Raw genomic sequence first — 20,022 nt, forward strand, 5'->3', positions numbered from 1 at the left:
GATACTGTTGGTTTAAACCAAATAAGTGGCGAGTTGGCTTACCAAAAATTAGAAAAACTAAAAATAATTGTACGTGGCGATTATTTTGATTACAGTCCTGCAAACGAGTTAAAAGCTTGGCACAAACCTGATATGAAAATTTCGCTTTCGGGCATTTACGATTTAAGCGATAAAATTATTGTACGTACCGATTTGTTCTTTATAAACAAACAATATGCAAAGGCATTTAGCAGCGTTACCGAAGCAAGTGGTGTAATTGTAACCACTGAAGAAGCCAAAGAATTAAAAGGCGTATTTGATGCCAATTTAGGCTTGGAATACCGCTATACCAAAAAGCTTTCTGCTTTTATCAACTTTAACAACATGGGTGCTGTACGTTACCAAAAGTTTGAAGATTACCCAACTCAACGTTTTAACATTTTGGGTGGGTTAACGTATTCGTTTTAAATATTATAAATTAATTGCTTTTTTTAGGTTATTTATAAAAAAAGTAAATGTAAAAAGATTCAAAATAAAACCATAATTATGACGGCTGTAGCAGGAATATTAAACAAACAAGGGGTTGCAATAGCTGCTGATAGTGCAGTTACTGTCAGTGGTTTACAAAATAGAAAAGTATATAATTCTGCTAACAAAATTTTTACCCTTTCAAAATTTCACCCTGTAGGAATTGCTATCTACAATAATGCTCAATTTATGGGTATTCCATGGGAAATTTTAATAAAAGAATATAGAAAAAACCTAGGGCAAAAAAGTTTCTCTAAACTTACTGAATACAAAGATGATTTTTTTCAATGGTTAAAATTAAATGAATACTTTGCCGATGAGAAACAAGACGATTTTGTTTTGATAGATGTAATGTCGTTTGTTCAAGCAATTTTAAATGAAACATTAAAGAAAAATAATGGGAAAAAAGAAAATCTTGAAAATAATTTCATCCAACTACTAAGTACCTACATAGCTAATGAAATTCCCAAACATAAGAAGATAGAAAGTCTATCGAAATTGAATAAAAAAAATATCGAAACCAAACTATCGATATTCATGCCAAAAATAATCAATAGTTTAGAAACTCACACCTCGATTCAATTTAGTAAAGATAAGATTGAACCTCTTTTAATTAACGCCTATTACGCCTATATTACCCACGATCAATTTATACAATTTACTGGGCTTATATTTACTGGCTATGGAGATAAAGAATTATTTCCACAACTATTACCTATAAATGTTTCTATTGTGATTGATGGGAATTTAAGATATAACCTCGATCACAACAAAATTGCTACCATTGGAAATAATCAACATTCCTGTATAAGACCTTTCGCTCAAACTGATGTTATTGATACAATATTACAAGGAGTAAGTCCAGAGTTGAATCAATTATCAGCAAATGTCTTTGGAAATTTTATAAATGGTTTTATTAAAGAAATAAAATCTATAAAAGGTATGCCTTTGAATGTACAAAAACATTTGGAAACATTGAAAGCAGAAAATTATGTAAACAAATATCAAAGTCAATTTAATACTATTGTAAGTCAAAAATATGTAAACCCTCTCATGGGAGCTGTCTCTCAATTATCTAAGGAAGACCTTGCTGAAATGGCTGAAAGTTTGGTCTATCTTACATATTTAAAAAGAAGATTTACAATGGCAGAAGAAAGTGTAGGTGGACCAGTTGATATAGCAGTGATTACAAAAGGAGATGGCTTTATTTGGATTAAAAGAAAACATTATTTTAATCCTGAGTTAAATCAACCATTTTTTCAAAAATATTTTTAACTTTGTACCATGGAAGGACTTTTAACCAATTCTAACTCATATTTTACATCTGAGGATAGTTTCTCACAAATCATTCTTGACGTAAGTTGTATTGAATCAAATATAAACAGCTCAAAAAAGACTATAGATATCTCAAAAGCTTCAATTGAGGAGTTAAGTTCTTTAATTGTGTCTGATATGATTTCCTCGGTAAAAAAAGATTTAGCTAAAATAGTTTCTAAATAATTTTTATTCTCTTAAATATTGAAGTTTTGGTATTTTTATAATACTGGAACTTAGCTTTTTTTGAATAAAACACCGATTATCAAATGCGTTGGGAAGTAACAGAAAAATCGAACGAGGAAGCTATACAAAAGCTATCAGAAGAACTCAAAAACCTAACACCATCGTTAACTAACATTTTGATACAACGAGGTATAAACTCCTTAAAAGAAGCCAAACATTTTTTTAGACCCGATTTAACACATACGCACAACCCTTTTTTAATGCAAGACATGGAAAAGGCGATAGAACGGATAGAAAAAGCCATTGCTAACAATGAAAAAATATTGGTTTTTGGTGATTACGATGTGGATGGAACCACTTCAGTAGCCTTGGTTTATTCTTATTTATCCAACTTCTACTCCAATTTGGGGTATTACATTCCAGATAGGTATGCCGAAGGTTATGGTATTTCCTTGCAAGGAATTGATTATGCAGAACAAAACAATTTTTCACTCATTATTGCCCTCGATTGTGGTATCAAAGCAATTGACAAAGTAGCATACGCCAACCAAAAAAACATTGATTTTATCATTTGCGACCATCACCAACCTAGCGACACTATTCCAAATGCAGTAGCTGTGTTAGACCCAAAACGAAGAGATTGCGACTACCCCTACAAAGAGCTTTCGGGTTGTGGTGTAGGTTTTAAACTGATGCAAGCGTGGAGTATTAAAACGGGTAAAGACGAACAATTACTCAACAATTATTTAGATTTATTAGCCATCAGTATTTGTGCTGATATTGTTCCTATAACTGGCGAAAACAGGGTTTATACGTATTTCGGTTTGCAAATCATTAACGAAAAACCTCGCCCAGGTGTTAAAGCCATGATAAATGTGGCTAAACTCAAAAAAGAATTAACTACCATGGATGTAGTTTTTACCATTGCACCACGAATTAATGCTGCTGGACGATTAGAATCTGGCAACAAAGCGGTAGAATTGTTGGTTTCCGAAAACGAAGAAGCCGCCACCGATTTTGGAGCAAACATCAACGATTTAAACACCGACCGAAAAGATATTGACAAACTGATTACTCAAGAAGCGTTACAAATTATTGAGGATGACCAATACTTTGAACAAAAAAGAACAACCGTAGTTTACAAAAGCGATTGGCACAAAGGTGTGGTGGGCATTGTGGCTTCTCGTTTAATCGAAACCCATTATCGCCCAACCATAGTATTAACCGAATCGAACGGAAAAATTACAGGCTCGGCACGTTCGGTAAAAGATTTTGATTTGTACAACGCTATTGATGCTTGTAGCGATTTGCTAGAACAATTTGGTGGGCACAAATACGCCGCAGGTTTAACCTTAAAACCAGAAAATTTAGCTGCGTTTTCAAGTAAGTTTAATGAGGTGGTAACTGCTCAAATTGAGGATTACATGCTTATCCCACAAATAACAATTGACGACGAAATCAATTTATCGGAAATTGACCAAAAGTTTGTTCGAGTATTGAATCAATTTGGTCCTTTTGGACCGGGTAACATGCGACCAGTTTTTGTATCACACCAAGTTTTTTGTGATGAAAATGTTTACACCGTTGGCGAAAATCATTTAAAAATGAATGTTTTTCAAGAGGATAATCCCAACCAAAAATTGGCTTGTATTGGTTTTAATTTAGGCGAATACAAAAACGAAATAGCGGCAGGAGTTCCATTTAGTATAGTGTATAACATTGAAGAAAATACTTGGAATGGAAATACTACTATTCAGCTGAACATTAAAGACATTAGGGTTTAAATCCCATCTCCAACTTCCCCTTGGGAAGAGAGTTTCCCCTCCTTTGGAGGGGTTAGGGGAGGATTTCCCTTTTCTTATTGAACCTCGGTAATAAAATTGCAGCAGCTAAACCACCAAGAATTAACATAACGGTTTGTCCTGTCCAAACTGCCCAACCAAAAGCGTAACCAGTACTTTCAGCAATACCATACAATGCTAAAACACTTGCCATACCTAACGGATAAGCTCCAATTCCACCATTGGTAACTGTAATACTTATTCCACCAATTACAAAAGCGGTAATAATACCAGAAAACGGCACATTTTCGATTGATGGTAAACTGTAAAAAGTAATGTAAAACATCACTACATACATCAACCAAATAAAAATGGTATGCCCAATAAACAACCACTTGTCTTTCATGGTTACAATGGTTTTTAACCCCTCAAAAATACCTTGCAGAAACCCTCTTATTTTGAGTATGATTACGTTATTTGATTTTTTAAGTATGATAAATCCAACAATACCCCCAACAACCAATACACCTAAATAAATCAATATTTTTTGCAACGAGAATTTTTCCATTATTCCCATTTCAATCAAGTAGGCACTCAATTTTTCGAACTGTAAAAAAATGACCAAAAAGATAAAGGCTATTAATATCAACAAATCAGCTACACGCTCTGCAATTACAGTCCCCACTAATTTGTTAAAAGGAATATCTTCATATTTTGCCATTAAACCACAACGCATAATTTCTCCGCTACGAGGAATACCCATGTTAGCAAAATAACCAATCATAACGGTATAAAATCCATTTAAAAAGTGAACGTTATAACCCAATTCTTTCAGTGGGTATTTCCATCGCCAAGCTCTACTGGCATGGCTTAACAAACCAAACATTGCCGAGAGTACAATATAAAAATAATTGGTTTCGCTAAAAGCAACTTTAATGTCGGAAATGTCTTGAGGCGTTAAATCTTTGTACACCATCCAAATTAAAAACACACCCAACCCCAGCGGAACGGTTATTTTTAAAAATGGAACGAGGTATTTTTTCAAACCTTTTATTTTAGTTTATTGGTGTTTTCGTTCGGAAAAATAAGCGTTGGCTTAAATTTCTTTGCTTCTTCAAAGTCTAAAATACAATAAGAAATAATGATGATAATATCGTTAACCGCAACTCTTCGGGCAGCTGGTCCGTTTAAGCAAATTCCACCAGAGCCACGAACACCTTTAATTACATAAGTTTCAATACGTTCGCCATTGTTAATGTTAACGATTTGAACTTTTTCACCTTCAATAATGTTTGATGCTTCCATCAAATCTTCATCAATGGTAATACTTCCAATATAGTTTAGGTCAGCCTCTGTAACTCTAACGCGGTGTATTTTCGATTTTAAAACGTGTACTTGCATAACGCGCCAAAATTAAATAAATATTGTTACATTATCTATCAACCTTACATTTCCTACATGAACGGCAACAAAAACTACACAATATTCAGTTTCGTTCCAGTTATTTATAAGTTGAAGTGTGTTACCATCGGCAAAATCGATGTATTCCAATTCAATATTTTTAGCCGAAATTGCTTTTGAAAAATATGTTTTATGTTCTTCAATGGTGAATTTTGAATAATGGGTTTTGATGTAGCTCAATGCCTCAAAAATAATTGCTGCATCTTGTTTTTGTTGAGTTGTAAGTCTTTCGTTACGTGAACTCATTGCCAAACCACTTGGCTCTCTTAAAATAGGGCATCCCACAATTTTAATTGGTAAACCCAACTGTTTGGTTAAAGCTTTTACAATAGCTACTTGCTGAAAATCTTTTTCACCAAAAAATGCCATTTGTGGTTTTATGATGTCAAAAAAACGTTCAATAACATTGGCTACTCCGTTAAAATGCCCAGGTCTATGCTCACCTTCCATTACCTCAGCCAAACTTCCAAAATCAAACGATTTAAATGCTTTGTTTGGATACATTTCATCAACAGAAGGCAAAAAAAGCACATCACAAGCAACAGTTTCAAGCTTCGCAACATCTGCATCCACATTTCTTGGGTAATTGTCTAAATCTTCTTGTTTATTAAATTGAATAGGATTTACAAAAATGCTGCAAACGGTTACCTCTGTTTTTTGTCTCGACAATTCAATTAACGACAGATGCCCTTGGTGCAAAGCCCCCATAGTTGGGACAAAGCCAATCGTTTTATGCTTATTATCATTTAAGAATTGAGTTAATTCTTTAACCGTTTTGTAAATAAGCATAGTAGCTTGTTTAATTTTTTTGGACTGCAAAATAAATAAATAATTCAGTAAACTGTTAAACTATTTTAATTTGCTTGACTTGCACTCTAAAAATTAGTATCTTTGTGTTCAATTCATAAATTAAGATTATGATTCATCACGTGTCAAAACATCGACACATACAATTAGTGGATAAGCTCGGAACTACAACCGAGAATAACCATGTTTAACCCTCAACATCAATCAAATTCATATGAAAAAGAAGAAAGTATTATTTATTTCCCAAGAGATTACCCCTTATTTAGAAGAAAGTGAATTATCAAACGTAGGTAGATTTTTACCTCAAGGAATTCAGGAGGCTGGAAAAGAAATAAGAACTTTTATGCCCAAATTTGGTTGTATAAACGAAAGAAGAAACCAATTGCACGAGGTTATTCGTTTGTCAGGAATGAATTTGATCATCAACGATACCGACCACCCTTTAATTATAAAAGTTGGCTCACTTCAACCAGCACGTATGCAGGTTTATTTTATTGATAGTGAAGATTTTTTTAATAGAAAAGGAACTACCAATTGCCACGAAACAGGTAAGTTTTTTGAAGATAATGATGAAAGATCGATCTTTTTTGCTAGAGGTGTTCTAGAAACCGTTAAAAAATTGGGCTGGGTTCCAGATATTATTCATTGTCATGGGTGGATGTCGAGCTTGGTACCTTTATACATCAAAACATCATACAGTAAAGACCCTATTTTTGAAAACGCAAAGGTTGTTTATTCATTATACAATAACGACTTTGATAAATCGTTAGATAAAAACTTTGCTGAAAAAGCGATGATGGATGGAATTTCTGCTGAGGATGTTGCCGACTATAAAAAAACATCTTTTATTGACATTAATAAAGCTGCAATGAATGCTTCAGATGCAGTTGTTATGGGAAGTGAAAAAGTACACCCAGAATTAGAAAGTTATTTCAATAGTATTGATAAACCAAAATTAAAACACCAAGATATGGAAACGTTTGTTCAGGCTCATTCTGAATTTTACGACGAAATATTAGAATCAGTATTACAAGATTAAGAATGAACAATAAAAAATTAGTATTGCCTTATACACGGAAAGCACTTTTGCTTTCCGTTCTCTTTTTAATGGTATTAATGTCGTGTAAAAAAGATGGAGAATTGTTTCCTGAATTTAACAACGAAAATTTAACCATCCATTTTACAGATACTATGACTATTACAACAACATTGTTGTTAGATGATTCAATTAGAACAGATATAGCTGGTGCAAATTTATTAGGAATTTACAACGACTCTATTTTCGGTCCAGCATCAGCATCATTCTATACTGAAATTACACTTGCAGGTTCTAATGTGAATTTTGGCAACAATGCAGTTATTGATTCTGTTGTTTTAACAATGAAATATGTAAGTTCAGTCTCTGCTTATGGCGTTACAGGTGTTAACATGGATATTGATGTACACAGGCTTACAGAACAATTTACAAAGTCTGAATATTATTCAAAAGATGTATTGACATATAACTCTACTCCTATTGGTTCGTTATCGTTTTTACCAAATCTTTCTGATACAGTTCAAGTCATTCAAAATGGCGATACAACTTGGCAATCAGCTCACATTAGAATACCTTTATCTAACACATTCGGACAAGAGATTTTAGATGCTGGAAAAGATGCTAATATCATTGTTAATAATACCGCTCTAAAAACATTAGTAAATGGATTATACATTACACCTTCAACAAATGTAACCAATACCACTCTAGCGGTAAATGAAGGCGCTATACTTTATCTTGATATGAATTCATCATTATCAACCTTAACTGTTTTTTATTCTAATGATACTGGACCTGAAAAATCTTACAGCTTTATCATTAATTCTGAAAGTAAAAAATTCAATCATTTTGAGCATAATTATACTGGCACTGAAATAGATAAGCAACTAAATAGTATAAGCCACGATTCTACACTAACTTATGTACAATCAATGGGAGGCGTGAAAACTAAGCTAATGATTCCAAATTTAAAAACCTTAAGTAGTGAAGGTAAAATAATTGTTAACAAAGCCGAAATTATTTTTCCTGTTAGTGATATTGGAAATAATTTACCAACTATCCCTACTTTAGCTTTAACAGGTATAAACTCAAATAATGAACCCACATTTTTAATTGATTATTTTGAAAATGCAGCCTATTTTGGTGGAACTTATAATTCCACAACAAAAACATATACATTTAATATTGCTCGTCATATACAAGACTTAATAAACAATAATACAACTGATTATGGAATGTATTTAATAGCTACAGGATCTTCAGTTCAAGCCAACCGTTCAATATTGAACTCTTTTAAACATTCTTCGAACAAAATCAAATTAAACATTACTTATTCTAAATTTTAACATATGTGTGGAATTGTTGCATATATCGGTCATAAAGAAGCTTACCCGATTATAATTAAAGGGCTACAACGATTAGAATATAGAGGTTATGATAGTGCTGGAGTTGCATTAATAAGTAATTCTGAAATAAATCTATATAAAAAACAAGGCAAAGTTTCTGAATTAGAAGCTTTTGCTGCAGATAAAAATTTATCAGGTAGTGTGGGGATTGGTCATACTCGTTGGGCTACACATGGTGCTCCAAACGACCAAAATGCTCACCCTCATTTTTCTGGCTCATCGGAACTAGCAATAATACACAATGGTATTATTGAAAACTATGCCTCATTAAAATCTGAATTAAAACAACGAGGACATGTTTTTCATAGCGATACCGATACAGAAGTATTGATTCATTTAATTGAGGATATACAAGATAAAACCTCAGTTAATTTAGAGGAAGCAGTACGTGTTGCTTTAACAGAAGTTATTGGAGCTTATGCGATAGCAATCCTTTCAAAAAATGATCCCGATTTACTTATTGTTGCAAAAAAAAGTAGCCCATTAGTTATTGGAATTGGTGAAAAAGATGAGTATTATATCGCTTCTGATGCAACACCAATTGTTGAATATACAAAAAATGTAGTCTACTTAAACGACGAAGAAATTGCTGTTCTTCGACGTGGTGAAGACATGCGTTTAATGAACATTAAAAACCAACCAAAAATACCATACATCCAAGAATTAGAAATGCAATTGGAAGCCATTGAAAAAGGTGGTTTCGATCATTTTATGTTGAAAGAGATTTTTGAACAACCTCAATCTATCAAAAATAGTATGAGAGGAAGAATTGATCTTAACAAAGGCATTGTTTCTTTAGGTGGAATAAGAGAATACGAACAAAAAATAATTAATGCTGAACGAATTATTATTGTTGCTTGTGGAACTTCATGGCATGCTGGTTTAGTTGGTGAATACCTTATTGAAGATTTAGCTAGAATTCCTGTTGAAGTAGAATATGCTTCTGAGTTTAGATACCGAAACCCTATTATTACTGAAAATGATGTGGTAATTGCCATTTCACAATCAGGTGAAACTGCAGATACTTTGGCTGCAATTAATTTAGCTAAAGAAAAAGGTGCAACCATTATTGGTATTTGTAATGTAGTAGGTTCAACCATTTCAAGAGCAACGGATGCAGGTTCTTATACCCATGCTGGTCCTGAAATTGGTGTAGCTTCCACAAAAGCTTTTACGGCTCAGGTAACTGTTTTAACTTTAATGGCTTTATCGTTAGCCCAGAAAAAAGGTACTTTATCTGACTCGAAATTCCGTCAATTATTGGTAGAATTAGATTCAATTCCTGACAAAGTAGAAAAAATGCTTCAATCAGATTCTAAAATTGAGGAAATTTCTAAACTGTTTAAAGATGCACGTAATTTCTTGTATTTAGGTAGAGGCTATAACTTTCCAGTGGCTTTAGAAGGAGCTTTAAAACTGAAAGAAATCTCTTATATACATGCTGAAGGTTATCCAGCTGCCGAAATGAAACATGGGCCAATTGCTTTAATTGATGAGGAAATGCCTGTTGTTGTTATTGCTACCAAACATGGTAACTACGAAAAAGTAGTGAGTAACATTGAGGAAGTGAAAGCTAGAAACGGTAAAATTATTGCTATTGTAACTAAAGGAGATACAGCTGTTCGTGCTATTGCCGACCATGTTATCGAAGTTCCTGAATCGGAAGATGCATTGAGCCCATTATTAACTTCAATTCCGCTACAATTATTATCATATCATATTGCGGTAATGAGAGGATGTAATGTTGATCAGCCAAGAAATTTAGCAAAATCGGTTACAGTAGAGTAAAGGTTAATTCTCGAACTTAAATTTTCACACCCATAATACAGATGTCATCAATCTGCTCCAAATTACCTTTCCATTCGGTAAAAATTTGTTCCATTTTATTAAATTGAACTTCACAATTATATTGAGCTAACTGAGAAAACAACTTTTTTAAGTTTTTGGATTTAAATTTTTTTCCTTTTGGACCACCAAACTGATCGGCAAACCCGTCAGTGAACAAATAAACCATATCGTTTTTTTGTAAATCAACGGTATGAGGCGTAAACAAATGCTGTTGTGTAATTAACGAATTTCCAATAATAAATTTATCTGCTTTTATTTCTGTTAAATTATCCTTTCTGAAAATACAGATAGGATTGTAAGCTCCTGAATAAGTTAGTGTTTTCCTCTTTTTATCAATTGAACACAGTGCTACATCCATTCCATCTTTACCAGAATCAGTCGCCTTTTTGTTTAATGAGGAAATTATTTCTTGGTGAACATAATTCAATATTTCGTCAGTTCCCGAAAGTTGTTGTTCGTACACCGCTTTATTAAACAAGTTATTGGCAATAATACTCAAGAATGCTCCCGGCACGCCATGTCCTGTACAATCAATTACAGCAAAATAAACACAATCATCGTTTTCTGCCAACCAATAAAAATCGCCACTCACAATATCTTTTGGCTTAAACAGCACAAAATGTTCGGTAGCAACCTCATTCAATAAATTAAGATCGGGCAACATAGCATTTTGTATCCTCTTAGCATACACTATACTATCTGTTATTTCTTTATTCTTGGTAAGAATTTCTTGTTTCTGACGTTCAATTTCTGTGTTAGCATTTACCAAGTCAATGTTTTTAAGGCGATACAACTCACTTTCTTTTTTTGCTTCATCTACATCAAATTTCAATTGCAAACCTTTAAGTTTAACATCAGTATTAGTGTGTTTTATTTCCTCGTTAAGTTCAAAGTATCTTTTAAAATGAAGGTAAGCCTTTGCAACATCTCCTTTCTTTTCGTGAGCCTCAGCTATAAACTGATTAGCAAGCATCAACACCGTTTTTATATTTAATTCTTCCGATATACGAATAGATTCAGATAACACCTCTATAGCTTTATCAATATTACCCATAATGATGTGGAGGTTACCTAAACTTTTCGAAATATTGGCTATCAACTGCTTATCATTAGCCGCCTTTGCTTCATCCAACGACATTTCGAAAGTGTGGAGCGCGTCATCATTTCGTTTTAGTTTGGTGTAAAGAATAGATAAACTAGCATGAGACCAAGCGTTATAATACCCTTCTTTTTTATTTATGGCAATGTTTTCCAAAAGATACTCTTCTGCCAACTCCAACTCTTCGTTCCAATTGTAAGCATTTCCAATTTTAAATAATGCATCAGATTCTTGTTTACTGTTACCTATGGTTTTTGCCAAATTATACGCTCTAAAATAATTGGCAATAGCTTCCTTAAAATTATGCGTACTTTGATAAATATCGCCCAATTGTAAAAATGCTTTTAACAGCATTTCATTTGACTTTGCTAACGATTGTATCTTATCAATATATTCCAAACAATTTTCGGCTGCGGTGGTAAAATCCGCAATTTTAACATACAAGGTTGTTAGCAACTCTAGACTTGCTAAAAGTTTATCGTTATCATTCAATTGAGTTGACAACTGTTTTGCCAAAAGTAATGCCGCAACAGCTTCTTTATAGTTTTGAGCAACTAAATAATAATGTCCTAAAAAAAGATTGCTATCTAATTCAGCCGTTTCTCCCACTCTAGTTTCATAAACCCGAAATGCATCATCGGGTTGCTTATCGAGAAGCAACTGCCAAGCTTTATTAATTTCGTTGGAGGTAAAGAGCAGCATTTTTTAAAAGTAAACCATAAAAATAATCAAATCTAATTAAGCTTTTCATTGATATCAATTACAATACAAACAATATTTTGCTTTTTTATTATGCTCAAAAGGGATAGAAGTATCCATCATTCCATCAAGTAATTGCAAAAGTATTTTCTCAAAATCAACTAACTTTTCTGGAGTAATGCTGTCTTCTTTTGCTAATGTAAAAGGCAAATAAATATCGCTTTTCTTTTTAAGTGCTACAATGCCAGAGTTTAAAGATGTGTTAGAAACATCGTTCTCTTTGCAAAATAAATAAGCATAAAACAACACTTGAAAAGCCTTTTGTTTGTCTAAAACATCTTCCATTACTTTTATTGATAAATCTCTAGGCTCTACCGAACCTGTTTTATAATCTAAAATTCTAACCTTATTGCCAAAAGAGTCTATTCTATCGGCTTTACCTTTTAACAATATGCTGGTTTGATTAAAATCAAGTCGATAACGAAATTCTTTTTCCAAGTGTTTTATCAGCAACTGAGGTTTTTCGGTTTTTAAAAACCGTATTTCGTTCTTTAAAAAAGAATTGATATAATCTAATGCAATATTATAAGTAATCAGGTTTTTTCCCGATTTCAAGTCATTTGCGCTAAACTTTTCGGCAATAAATGCCGCAGTGGTCAATTCTTCAACCTGACCCTGCATTTTCTCCACATCAGCAGCAGTTAGCACCAATTTGTTTTCTAAAAATGGTTTATACAATGTTTCTAACACATTATGGATAACCGTTCCAAAAGTGCTTACCTCAACAGTTTCCTCTACCTCATCCACTTCATTTATTCGCAATACGTATTTATAGTAAAAATCCAAGGGGCAATTCATAAAGGTATTGAGTGCCGATGGCGAAACTCCTCGTTCAAAAAACGCTGTAATTTTTGCCAATACTTGTTCAGATTTCTCGATTTTGTATTGTTCAAATCTTTTGTTTACTGTTGGATAAGTAATTATTTTATCGCTGATGGTAATGTTTGGAAAATCCACTAACTCATTTTCTATTTGTGTAACAAAACGACTTTTTTCTCCACTTCCAAACTCATTGGTTTCGGTATTGTATAAAATGTAAATGTTTTCGGCATTTTGCACCAAACGGTAAAAATGATACGCATAAACAGCATCTTTTTCGATGTGTGTGGGTAGGTTAAACGCTCGTTTAATATCGAAAGGAATAAATGAATTAAAGGTTTTACCCGATGGCAAAATACCTTCGTTGGTAGAAAGTAAAATCACATTTTTAAAATCAATATTTCGGGTTTCTAACATCCCCATTACTTGTAAGCCTTGTAAAGGCTCTCCATAAAGTTCAATGGTTAGGTTAGAAAGCAATTGCCTATAAATGTTTATAAATGTTTTTACGCCTTCAATAACTTGATATTTACTACTCAATAATTTTATTTGATTGAATAGCTTAGAAAAATGAAACAAATATTCCAACTCCAATTTAGCACTTCCATTGGTGGTAAGGATTTCTGAATAGTGGTTTTTTCCTTTTTCTATAAATGCCAAACAATTGCTCAATGTTTGTTCTAAGGTATAAATAGGAAACAACTGAAAAGGCAACATGTTATTAATAACATCAAGCTTTTCTTTATTGATAAACACCCAATTGTGTTGAATAATGTGTGCCAACACTTTTTTACAATTTTCCTCACCAAAAACAATTTGAGCAAAAGGCAATTGTAATAATTTATTTAAATCTTTGTAGTGATAAGTAAGTTGTGAAGATTTCCCAAATCGATTGGCATTAAGCAAGGTGTTGAAATAGATTTCAAAAAAATTACTCAATGGAGCATTTTTTATGGGATAACCCATAGTAACATTAATGCTACTTATATCTGATGGAATAGATTCTAAAACAGGCACTAACAAACTTTCTTCTGCCAATACTACCGAAGTATCTTTGTAGTTGTTTTCGCTATTTATTTCTTTAAAAATAGTGGGTAAGTATTTTGCCTGGCCAATACTTTGAGGAATGCCAACAATATGAATGTTTTTTTGTTCGGTTTTAAACTTATCGGCTACCCAATTAAAAGGGGTAAAAATTTCGTTTTTCTTAAACTCACGCAAAAACATGCCGCTTTCTTGCAAACTATCGTTTAAATAATACTCATCAGCATCCCATAAAATTTCGGCTTTGTTGTACTTTTTTAACTCACTAATAATGGTTTCTTCGGCTAAGGTGAGGGCATTAAATCCTACAAATATTACTTTGTTCCATTTGATGTTTTGTTCAATATAAACAGTTGGATTTTCCAACATTTTTTCGGCAACAATTCGAAATGCTTTACCTTGATAAGCCTTGTTATTTGCTAATAAATGTTGATGAAACCCTTCGTAGAGTGATCCCATCTGTTTCCAAAAAGCCAAATAGTTTTGTTGTATGGTAGAAAGTTCATGCTCACCTAAATTCCATACTTCTATGGTTCTAACATCGTTAATGGTTTTAAAAAATGGTTCTGTTGGAATTAAATATCGATCAATTTCGTTAAAATCGTGTAGTAAAATTTGCCCCCATTTACTAAACTCTTCAAAGCTTTCGGGCTGTTTTTCAATTTTAGTATACACCTCATACAATTCGAACAATTGCGTTAAATTATCGATAATCTCGGTGTTTGATAAATCCTCTATTAAATCTTCTGCCCCAATAATTGGTGGTAACCAAATGGGTTTATCAATTAACTTACTCAACTGTTGTTTTAGAAATAACCCTGCACGTTTATTTGGTAATACTATACAACAATTGCTTAAGCTATTGCCATAATTTTGTATTAAATGCTGTGCGGTTTTTGCTAAAAAGGTTGACAATCTATAGGGTTTAAAAGGTGATGAGTTTATTTAGTTACTTCTAGTTTAAATCCTACACCGTGAATATTAAGTATTTGAATTTTTGTGTCTTCACTCAAATATTTCCTGATTTTAGAAATAAACACATCCATACTTCTTCCACTAAAATAGTCGTCGTTACCCCAAATGTTTTTTAATATTTGTTCACGTGGAGCAATGTCATTCATGTTTTCGCATAAAAAGGTTAAAATTCGAGTTTCTTTTTTGGTTAATTTTTGCTCAAATTTAGTTGCTTGCAATACTTGGTTTTTTATATCAAACGTGTATTTACCAATTTTATATACCAAAACACTTTCTTCTTCTTTTTCAACCAAAAGCTGGCTTCTTTTTAATATCGCATTTATTCGAAGCATCAACTCTTGAAAATCAAACGGTTTGGTAATGTAATCGTCTGCTCCAAGTGTAAATCCTTTTACCTTGTCTAACTGCATTGTTTTTGCCGTTAAAAACACAATAGGAATGTCTTTATTTAATTCTCTAATGGTTTCTGCTACAGCAAATCCATCTTTCTTAGGCATCATTACATCTAACAAACAAATATCAAAATGCCCATTAGCGAATGCTTTTAACGCTTCTTCTCCGTTTAGACATAAGGTAACATCAAATCCATTCGACTTTAGATTATCTTGCACCACAAAGCCCAAATTGTTGTCGTCTTCGGCTAATAAAACATGTAATTTTTTAGTTTCATTCATAATTTAGGTATTAAAAGGAAGTTTAACAATAAACGTTGAACCTTCGTTTTCTTTACTCGATACTTTAATTTTTCCACGATAAGCTGTTACAATGGTTTGAACATAATTTAAACCTAATCCAAACCCTTTAATATTGTGAACATCACCTGTTGGGACACGGTAGAATTTTTCAAAAATGTGTTTCTGGTTTTCTTTAGAAATACCAATACCATTGTCTTTTACACTTATTTCTATTCCTGAAAAATAATTGGATGTAGCTATTTCTATTCGAGGATTTTCTGGTGAATATTTTATTGCATTATCTATCAGGTTAAGTAAAATACTTGAAATGTGTACTTTATCTCCAATTATTTGATGTTTTTTTGCACCCAACATACAAGTAATTTTTCCATGTTGATTTTCCAGTATTAAATCAAAACTTTTTACTGTTTCGTTTATTACTTCATGTAAATCTATCAGTTCGTTTTCCAACTTCAACTTATCAATCTCTAAAGTAGCTAGCTGCAATACTTTATCTACTTGGTCTTTTAGCCGATTATTTTCATCTTTAATGATTTGAGCATAACTTTTAATACGTTCGGGTTCTGACGAAATATTGGGTTGCAACAACACGTCCGACGAAAGTGAAATGGTTGAAATTGGTGTTTTAAATTCGTGAGTTATGTTATTGATGAAATCGTTTTTAATTTCCGACAAACGTTTTTGTTTAAGGATAACACTTATGGTATATCCAAAGAAAATAATGATAATTAAAATGATGGAGGACGAAAACACCCAAATTCCCATTTCGTTAATCAAATAGGTTCGTTTGGAAGGGAAATAAACGCCAAAATAGTGTCCATCTCTATCCCATTTAATGTTATACGATTTAGATTGTAGCTTATTCTTATCCTCGTTGTTTAAGGAAATGTAATCGCCAAAAACTATGGAATCGGTAAAACAATCGTAAATCACATATTCAAAATCCATGTGTAGGTTACGCGTCTTAAACTCGTTGGTTAAAAGCGTTTCCAAAAGGTATGGATGAACCGTATCGTTAATTATAGCAATAAAATAATTGGAACTAATCTGTTTCACAGGGTTTAGCAACTGCGATTCATCGTTGTTCATGTTTAACAACTGATGACTCACATTACTAAGTGCAATATTTACACGTTCATTAAATTGTTTCTCTTCTAAGTTATAGGCATTTTTTACCCAAAAATATTGCGTAGCAATTATACCTACCAACGATATGGTAGCTAACAGAATTATGGTACGAATGGTCTGCCTTTTCATGTAGCATAAAATTAATAAATGTAAGCTAATGTATAGGGTAAGTTTTAGTTTTTATTATTTTTGAGGAAACATTTAAACTTATCTCAATGAACGCATACGTATTTCCAGGTCAAGGGTCACAATTTGTAGGAATGGGTAAAGATCTTTATGATTCTTCTCCTTTAGCAAAAGAATTGTTTGAACGTGCTAATGAAATTTTAGGATTCAACATAACCGACATCATGTTCTCAGGAACTGATGAAGAGCTAAAACAAACAAAAGTTACACAGCCTGCTATATTTTTACACTCTGTAATTTTAGCTAAAACATTAGGAGATTCGTTTAAACCACAAGCTGTAGCTGGTCATTCTTTAGGTGAGTTTTCGGCATTGGTTGCCAACGGAACATTAGATTTTGAAGATGGTTTACGCTTGGTTTCGCAACGTGCTTTGGCTATGCAAAAAGCTTGTGAAGCTGTGCCAAGTACCATGGCTGCAATTTTAGGTATGGATGATGAATTGGTAGAAAAAATTTGCAGTGAAATTGATGGTGTTGTTGTTCCTGCAAACTATAACTGCCCAGGACAATTGGTTATTTCTGGAAGTATTGAAGCTGTAAATATTGCTTGTGAAAAATTAAAAGAAGCTGGAGCAAAAAGAGCATTGGTTTTACCAGTTGGTGGAGCGTTCCACTCTCCATTAATGAAGCCAGCAGAAGACGAATTAGCTAAAGCAATTCAAGCTACTACATTTAATAAACCAACATGCCCAGTTTATCAAAACGTAAATGCTTTACCAATAACAAACCCTGCTGAAATACAACACAATTTAATTGCGCAATTAACTGCTCCTGTAAAGTGGACGCAAATAATGACTAACATGTTGGCTGATGGTGTTAATTCTGTTACCGAAGTTGGACCTGGAAAAGTATTGCAAGGGTTATTCAAAAAAATGGATAGAGATTTAGAAACTATTAGTGCATGACCCTTTTTTAAATTTAACCACATAGAAACATAGTTTATTTGGTTAACACCACCCAAAATTACATTCAGCACCACAATAGTTTTATCCCGATAAATCGGGATAACTATGATTTGCTAATGTATCTCTTTGGACAATTTGTGATAGAAAAGAGCTATGTGCCTATGTGGTTAAAAAATTTTGTGGAACTAAATTTGGGTTTGCTTCGCATACAAAACCTATCGCCATGACGGTTACTTTGCATCAGGGATTTTAACACCATCTTTGTACGTAACAGTACCTTTGATTTTACCGGCTTGTTTTTCGTAATATATCCACTTGCCATCTGGAACAAAGTTTTTATACATCTTAATACTCTCTATAGGCCCTTCAGGATACCACGATGTTACCGTTCCATTTTGGCGTCCATTTTCGAAAGTTTGTTCGTACATTTTTTTGCCATCATCGTAATAATATGTCCATTTACCATGCTGTACATTGTTTAAATAAGCACCTTCTTCTTTTGGTTGTCCATTCTCATACCATGAAAAATGCGGACCATCCAACACCGAAATTTCTTGGCTTTTATTAAACTCTGCAAAACGTTTTTCCGATTCTTTTAGATATTCTTTGGATTCAACTGTTTTTACCAAAAAAGTTTGCATCAATTCTTGCTTTCCATTGTCGTACCAATGCTGCCAAACACCATCTTTTAACCCATTTTTGTATTCGCCTTCGTAATCTTTTTTCTCGTTTTCAAACCAACCTTCCCATTTGCCATTCATTAAGCCTGCGGTAAAATGTCCTACATCTTTTTTCTTTCCGCTATCGTACCACGACAACCATTCACCTTCTTCTTTTCCGTTTTTAAACTTTCCTTTCATTACTAATACTTTTGTTTCGCTAAAGAAACTCCATTCACCCTCTTTTACATCGTTGGTATAATTCCCTGTTTTCCACACCTCACCGTTGGGGTACCAATAGGTCCAAACACCATTTTTCTTGTCGTTTTGGTAAGGTCCTTCGTATTCTTTTTTACCCGATTTTTTATTGTAAAACGACCACAAACCCTCTCTCAAATCATTTTTAAAGTGCCCTACAATATCTTTGTTACCGTTGTCGTGCCAATAAATCCATTCGCCATCTTTTAACCCATTTGCATAGTTGCCTTCTGCGCTAATTTTACCATTAGCAAACCATTCCTTAAAAACGCCATGCTCTTTACCTTCGGTGTAAGTTACTTCTTTCATTTTAGTACCATCCATGTACCAAAATGTCCAGAGCAAATCGTTTTTTCCGTTTTTTACATTCCCTTCTAAACGTTTGTTACCATTATCCCAATAATATATCCATTTACCCGTCATTACTCCGTTATCGTAATTTCCTTCCGATAATTTTTTCATGTCTTCGTTATGCTCAATCCATAGTCCAGTTCGTTTTCCGTTGGTGTATTTTCCTTTAATTTTTGCTTTTCCAGTAGCGGTATATTCTAAGTATTCACCATTTCCGTTTTTAACCAATTGTTTTCCTTTCTCATCAAAATAGTCAATTAGCTTGGTGTCGTCGCCATTAAATTCTCTAGCACTTTTTAATTGTTTGTTGGGGTAATAGTTTTTCCAAACTCCTACACGAGCATCTTTCTCAAACAACCCTTGTTCTTTAATGGTTCCATCCTCGTAATAGTATGTCCATAAACTATCGTTGTAGCCATTTTTATTATAACCAACTATTTCGAGTTGCCCAGTAGGATACCAAACCTTACAAATACCTTCTTTTTTCCCTTTAATAAAAGTTCCTTCTTCTATTTTTTTACCCGATTCGTTGTAGTTGACATATACGCCATTGTAATCGCCATCTTTATAATTTACTTCTTGTTGTATAATGCCATCTTTACTCCAAAACGTCCATTTACCTTGCTCTAAACCTTCTTTAACAACACCTTCAGCTTTTTTGTTGCCGTTGGTCCATTTGTAAGTGTGCAATTGTGCATTAGCCTTAAAACTAAGTGCTAGTATCAATAAAAAAAAGAGGGTAAACTTCATAACAAAGGTTTTACTTAATAAACTTAATTATTACAAAGATATTTTGAT

At 33.1% G+C, this 20,022-nt stretch carries 16 protein-coding genes; 8 read left to right on the forward strand and 8 right to left on the reverse strand.

The features are described from left to right. The 4 genes from H6589_12660 to recJ all read left to right on the forward strand — a co-directional run. On the forward strand, positions 1 to 447 hold a 447-nt coding region (locus H6589_12660; protein MCB9175455.1), incomplete at its 5' end, for a hypothetical protein. A gap of 78 nt (positions 448 to 525) precedes the next feature. Further along, positions 526 to 1,782 carry a hypothetical protein gene (locus tag H6589_12665; GenBank protein MCB9175456.1) on the forward strand — a complete coding sequence of 419 codons (1,257 nt, stop codon included), beginning with the start codon at positions 526 to 528 and terminating at the stop codon, positions 1,780 to 1,782. A 9-nt stretch (positions 1,783 to 1,791) separates the two neighbouring features. Then, positions 1,792 to 2,007, forward strand: coding sequence for a hypothetical protein (locus H6589_12670; protein ID MCB9175457.1), 216 nt, complete (start codon positions 1,792 to 1,794; stop codon positions 2,005 to 2,007). 83 nt (positions 2,008 to 2,090) lie between these two features. After that, on the forward strand, positions 2,091 to 3,791 hold the full coding sequence (gene recJ / locus H6589_12675; GenBank protein ID MCB9175458.1) for a single-stranded-DNA-specific exonuclease RecJ: 1,701 nt from the start codon (positions 2,091 to 2,093) through the stop codon (positions 3,789 to 3,791). A 52-nt stretch (positions 3,792 to 3,843) separates the two neighbouring features. Here the strand turns inward: recJ and H6589_12680 are convergent, their stop codons facing one another. From H6589_12680 to H6589_12690, 3 genes are read right to left on the reverse strand one after another with little or no spacing between them, the layout of a single operon-like run. Further along, the gene (locus tag H6589_12680; GenBank protein ID MCB9175459.1) at positions 3,844 to 4,833 is read right to left on the reverse strand and encodes a flippase-like domain-containing protein; all 990 of its coding nucleotides are present in this window, start codon (positions 4,831 to 4,833) and stop codon (positions 3,844 to 3,846) included. 5 nt (positions 4,834 to 4,838) lie between these two features. Continuing rightward, positions 4,839 to 5,189: an aspartate 1-decarboxylase gene (locus tag H6589_12685; GenBank protein MCB9175460.1), complete on the reverse strand. Its 351-nt coding sequence runs from the start codon at positions 5,187 to 5,189 to the stop codon at positions 4,839 to 4,841. A gap of 12 nt (positions 5,190 to 5,201) precedes the next feature. Next, on the reverse strand, positions 5,202 to 6,038 hold the full coding sequence (locus H6589_12690) for a pantoate--beta-alanine ligase (GenBank protein ID MCB9175461.1): 837 nt from the start codon (positions 6,036 to 6,038) through the stop codon (positions 5,202 to 5,204). A 232-nt stretch (positions 6,039 to 6,270) separates the two neighbouring features. Here H6589_12690 and H6589_12695 point away from each other — a divergent pair, with 232 nt between their 5' ends. The 3 genes from H6589_12695 to glmS are packed head-to-tail and all read left to right on the forward strand — an operon-like array spanning position 6,271 to position 10,286. Beyond that, positions 6,271 to 7,095 carry a glycogen/starch synthase gene (locus H6589_12695; GenBank protein ID MCB9175462.1) on the forward strand — a complete coding sequence of 275 codons (825 nt, stop codon included), beginning with the start codon at positions 6,271 to 6,273 and terminating at the stop codon, positions 7,093 to 7,095. A 2-nt stretch (positions 7,096 to 7,097) separates the two neighbouring features. After that, the gene (locus H6589_12700; protein ID MCB9175463.1) at positions 7,098 to 8,438 is read left to right on the forward strand and encodes a DUF4270 family protein; all 1,341 of its coding nucleotides are present in this window, start codon (positions 7,098 to 7,100) and stop codon (positions 8,436 to 8,438) included. Positions 8,439 to 8,441: 3 nt separating this feature from the next. Beyond that, positions 8,442 to 10,286, forward strand: coding sequence for a glutamine--fructose-6-phosphate transaminase (isomerizing) (glmS, locus tag H6589_12705; protein MCB9175464.1), 1,845 nt, complete (start codon positions 8,442 to 8,444; stop codon positions 10,284 to 10,286). 16 nt (positions 10,287 to 10,302) lie between these two features. On the opposite strand, the gene H6589_12710 is transcribed toward glmS, so the two are convergent. The 4 genes from H6589_12710 to H6589_12725 are packed head-to-tail and all read right to left on the reverse strand — an operon-like array spanning position 10,303 to position 16,994. Beyond that, a complete protein-coding gene (locus tag H6589_12710) occupies positions 10,303 to 12,147 on the reverse strand; it encodes a SpoIIE family protein phosphatase (GenBank protein ID MCB9175465.1) in 1,845 nt (614 codons plus the stop codon). 54 nt (positions 12,148 to 12,201) lie between these two features. Continuing rightward, entirely contained in the window at positions 12,202 to 14,982 is a 2,781-nt protein-coding gene (locus H6589_12715; GenBank protein MCB9175466.1) for a PD-(D/E)XK nuclease family protein, read from the reverse strand. Between the two features lie 26 nt (positions 14,983 to 15,008). After that, positions 15,009 to 15,716, reverse strand: coding sequence for a response regulator transcription factor (locus tag H6589_12720; GenBank protein MCB9175467.1), 708 nt, complete (start codon positions 15,714 to 15,716; stop codon positions 15,009 to 15,011). A gap of 3 nt (positions 15,717 to 15,719) precedes the next feature. Next, positions 15,720 to 16,994: a HAMP domain-containing histidine kinase gene (locus H6589_12725; protein ID MCB9175468.1), complete on the reverse strand. Its 1,275-nt coding sequence runs from the start codon at positions 16,992 to 16,994 to the stop codon at positions 15,720 to 15,722. Positions 16,995 to 17,080: 86 nt separating this feature from the next. Here H6589_12725 and fabD point away from each other — a divergent pair, with 86 nt between their 5' ends. Next, positions 17,081 to 17,956 (forward strand): ACP S-malonyltransferase, encoded by an 876-nt coding sequence (gene fabD / locus H6589_12730; protein ID MCB9175469.1) that lies wholly within the window; start codon positions 17,081 to 17,083, stop codon positions 17,954 to 17,956. 230 nt (positions 17,957 to 18,186) lie between these two features. Here the strand turns inward: fabD and H6589_12735 are convergent, their stop codons facing one another. After that, positions 18,187 to 19,974, reverse strand: a complete 1,788-nt coding sequence (locus tag H6589_12735; protein ID MCB9175470.1) for a hypothetical protein — start codon at positions 19,972 to 19,974, stop codon at positions 18,187 to 18,189. Positions 19,975 to 20,022: the final 48 nt, after the last annotated feature.

Source organism: Flavobacteriales bacterium, assembly GCA_020635795.1.
GTDB lineage: Bacteria > Bacteroidota > Bacteroidia > Flavobacteriales_E > Vicingaceae > Vicingus.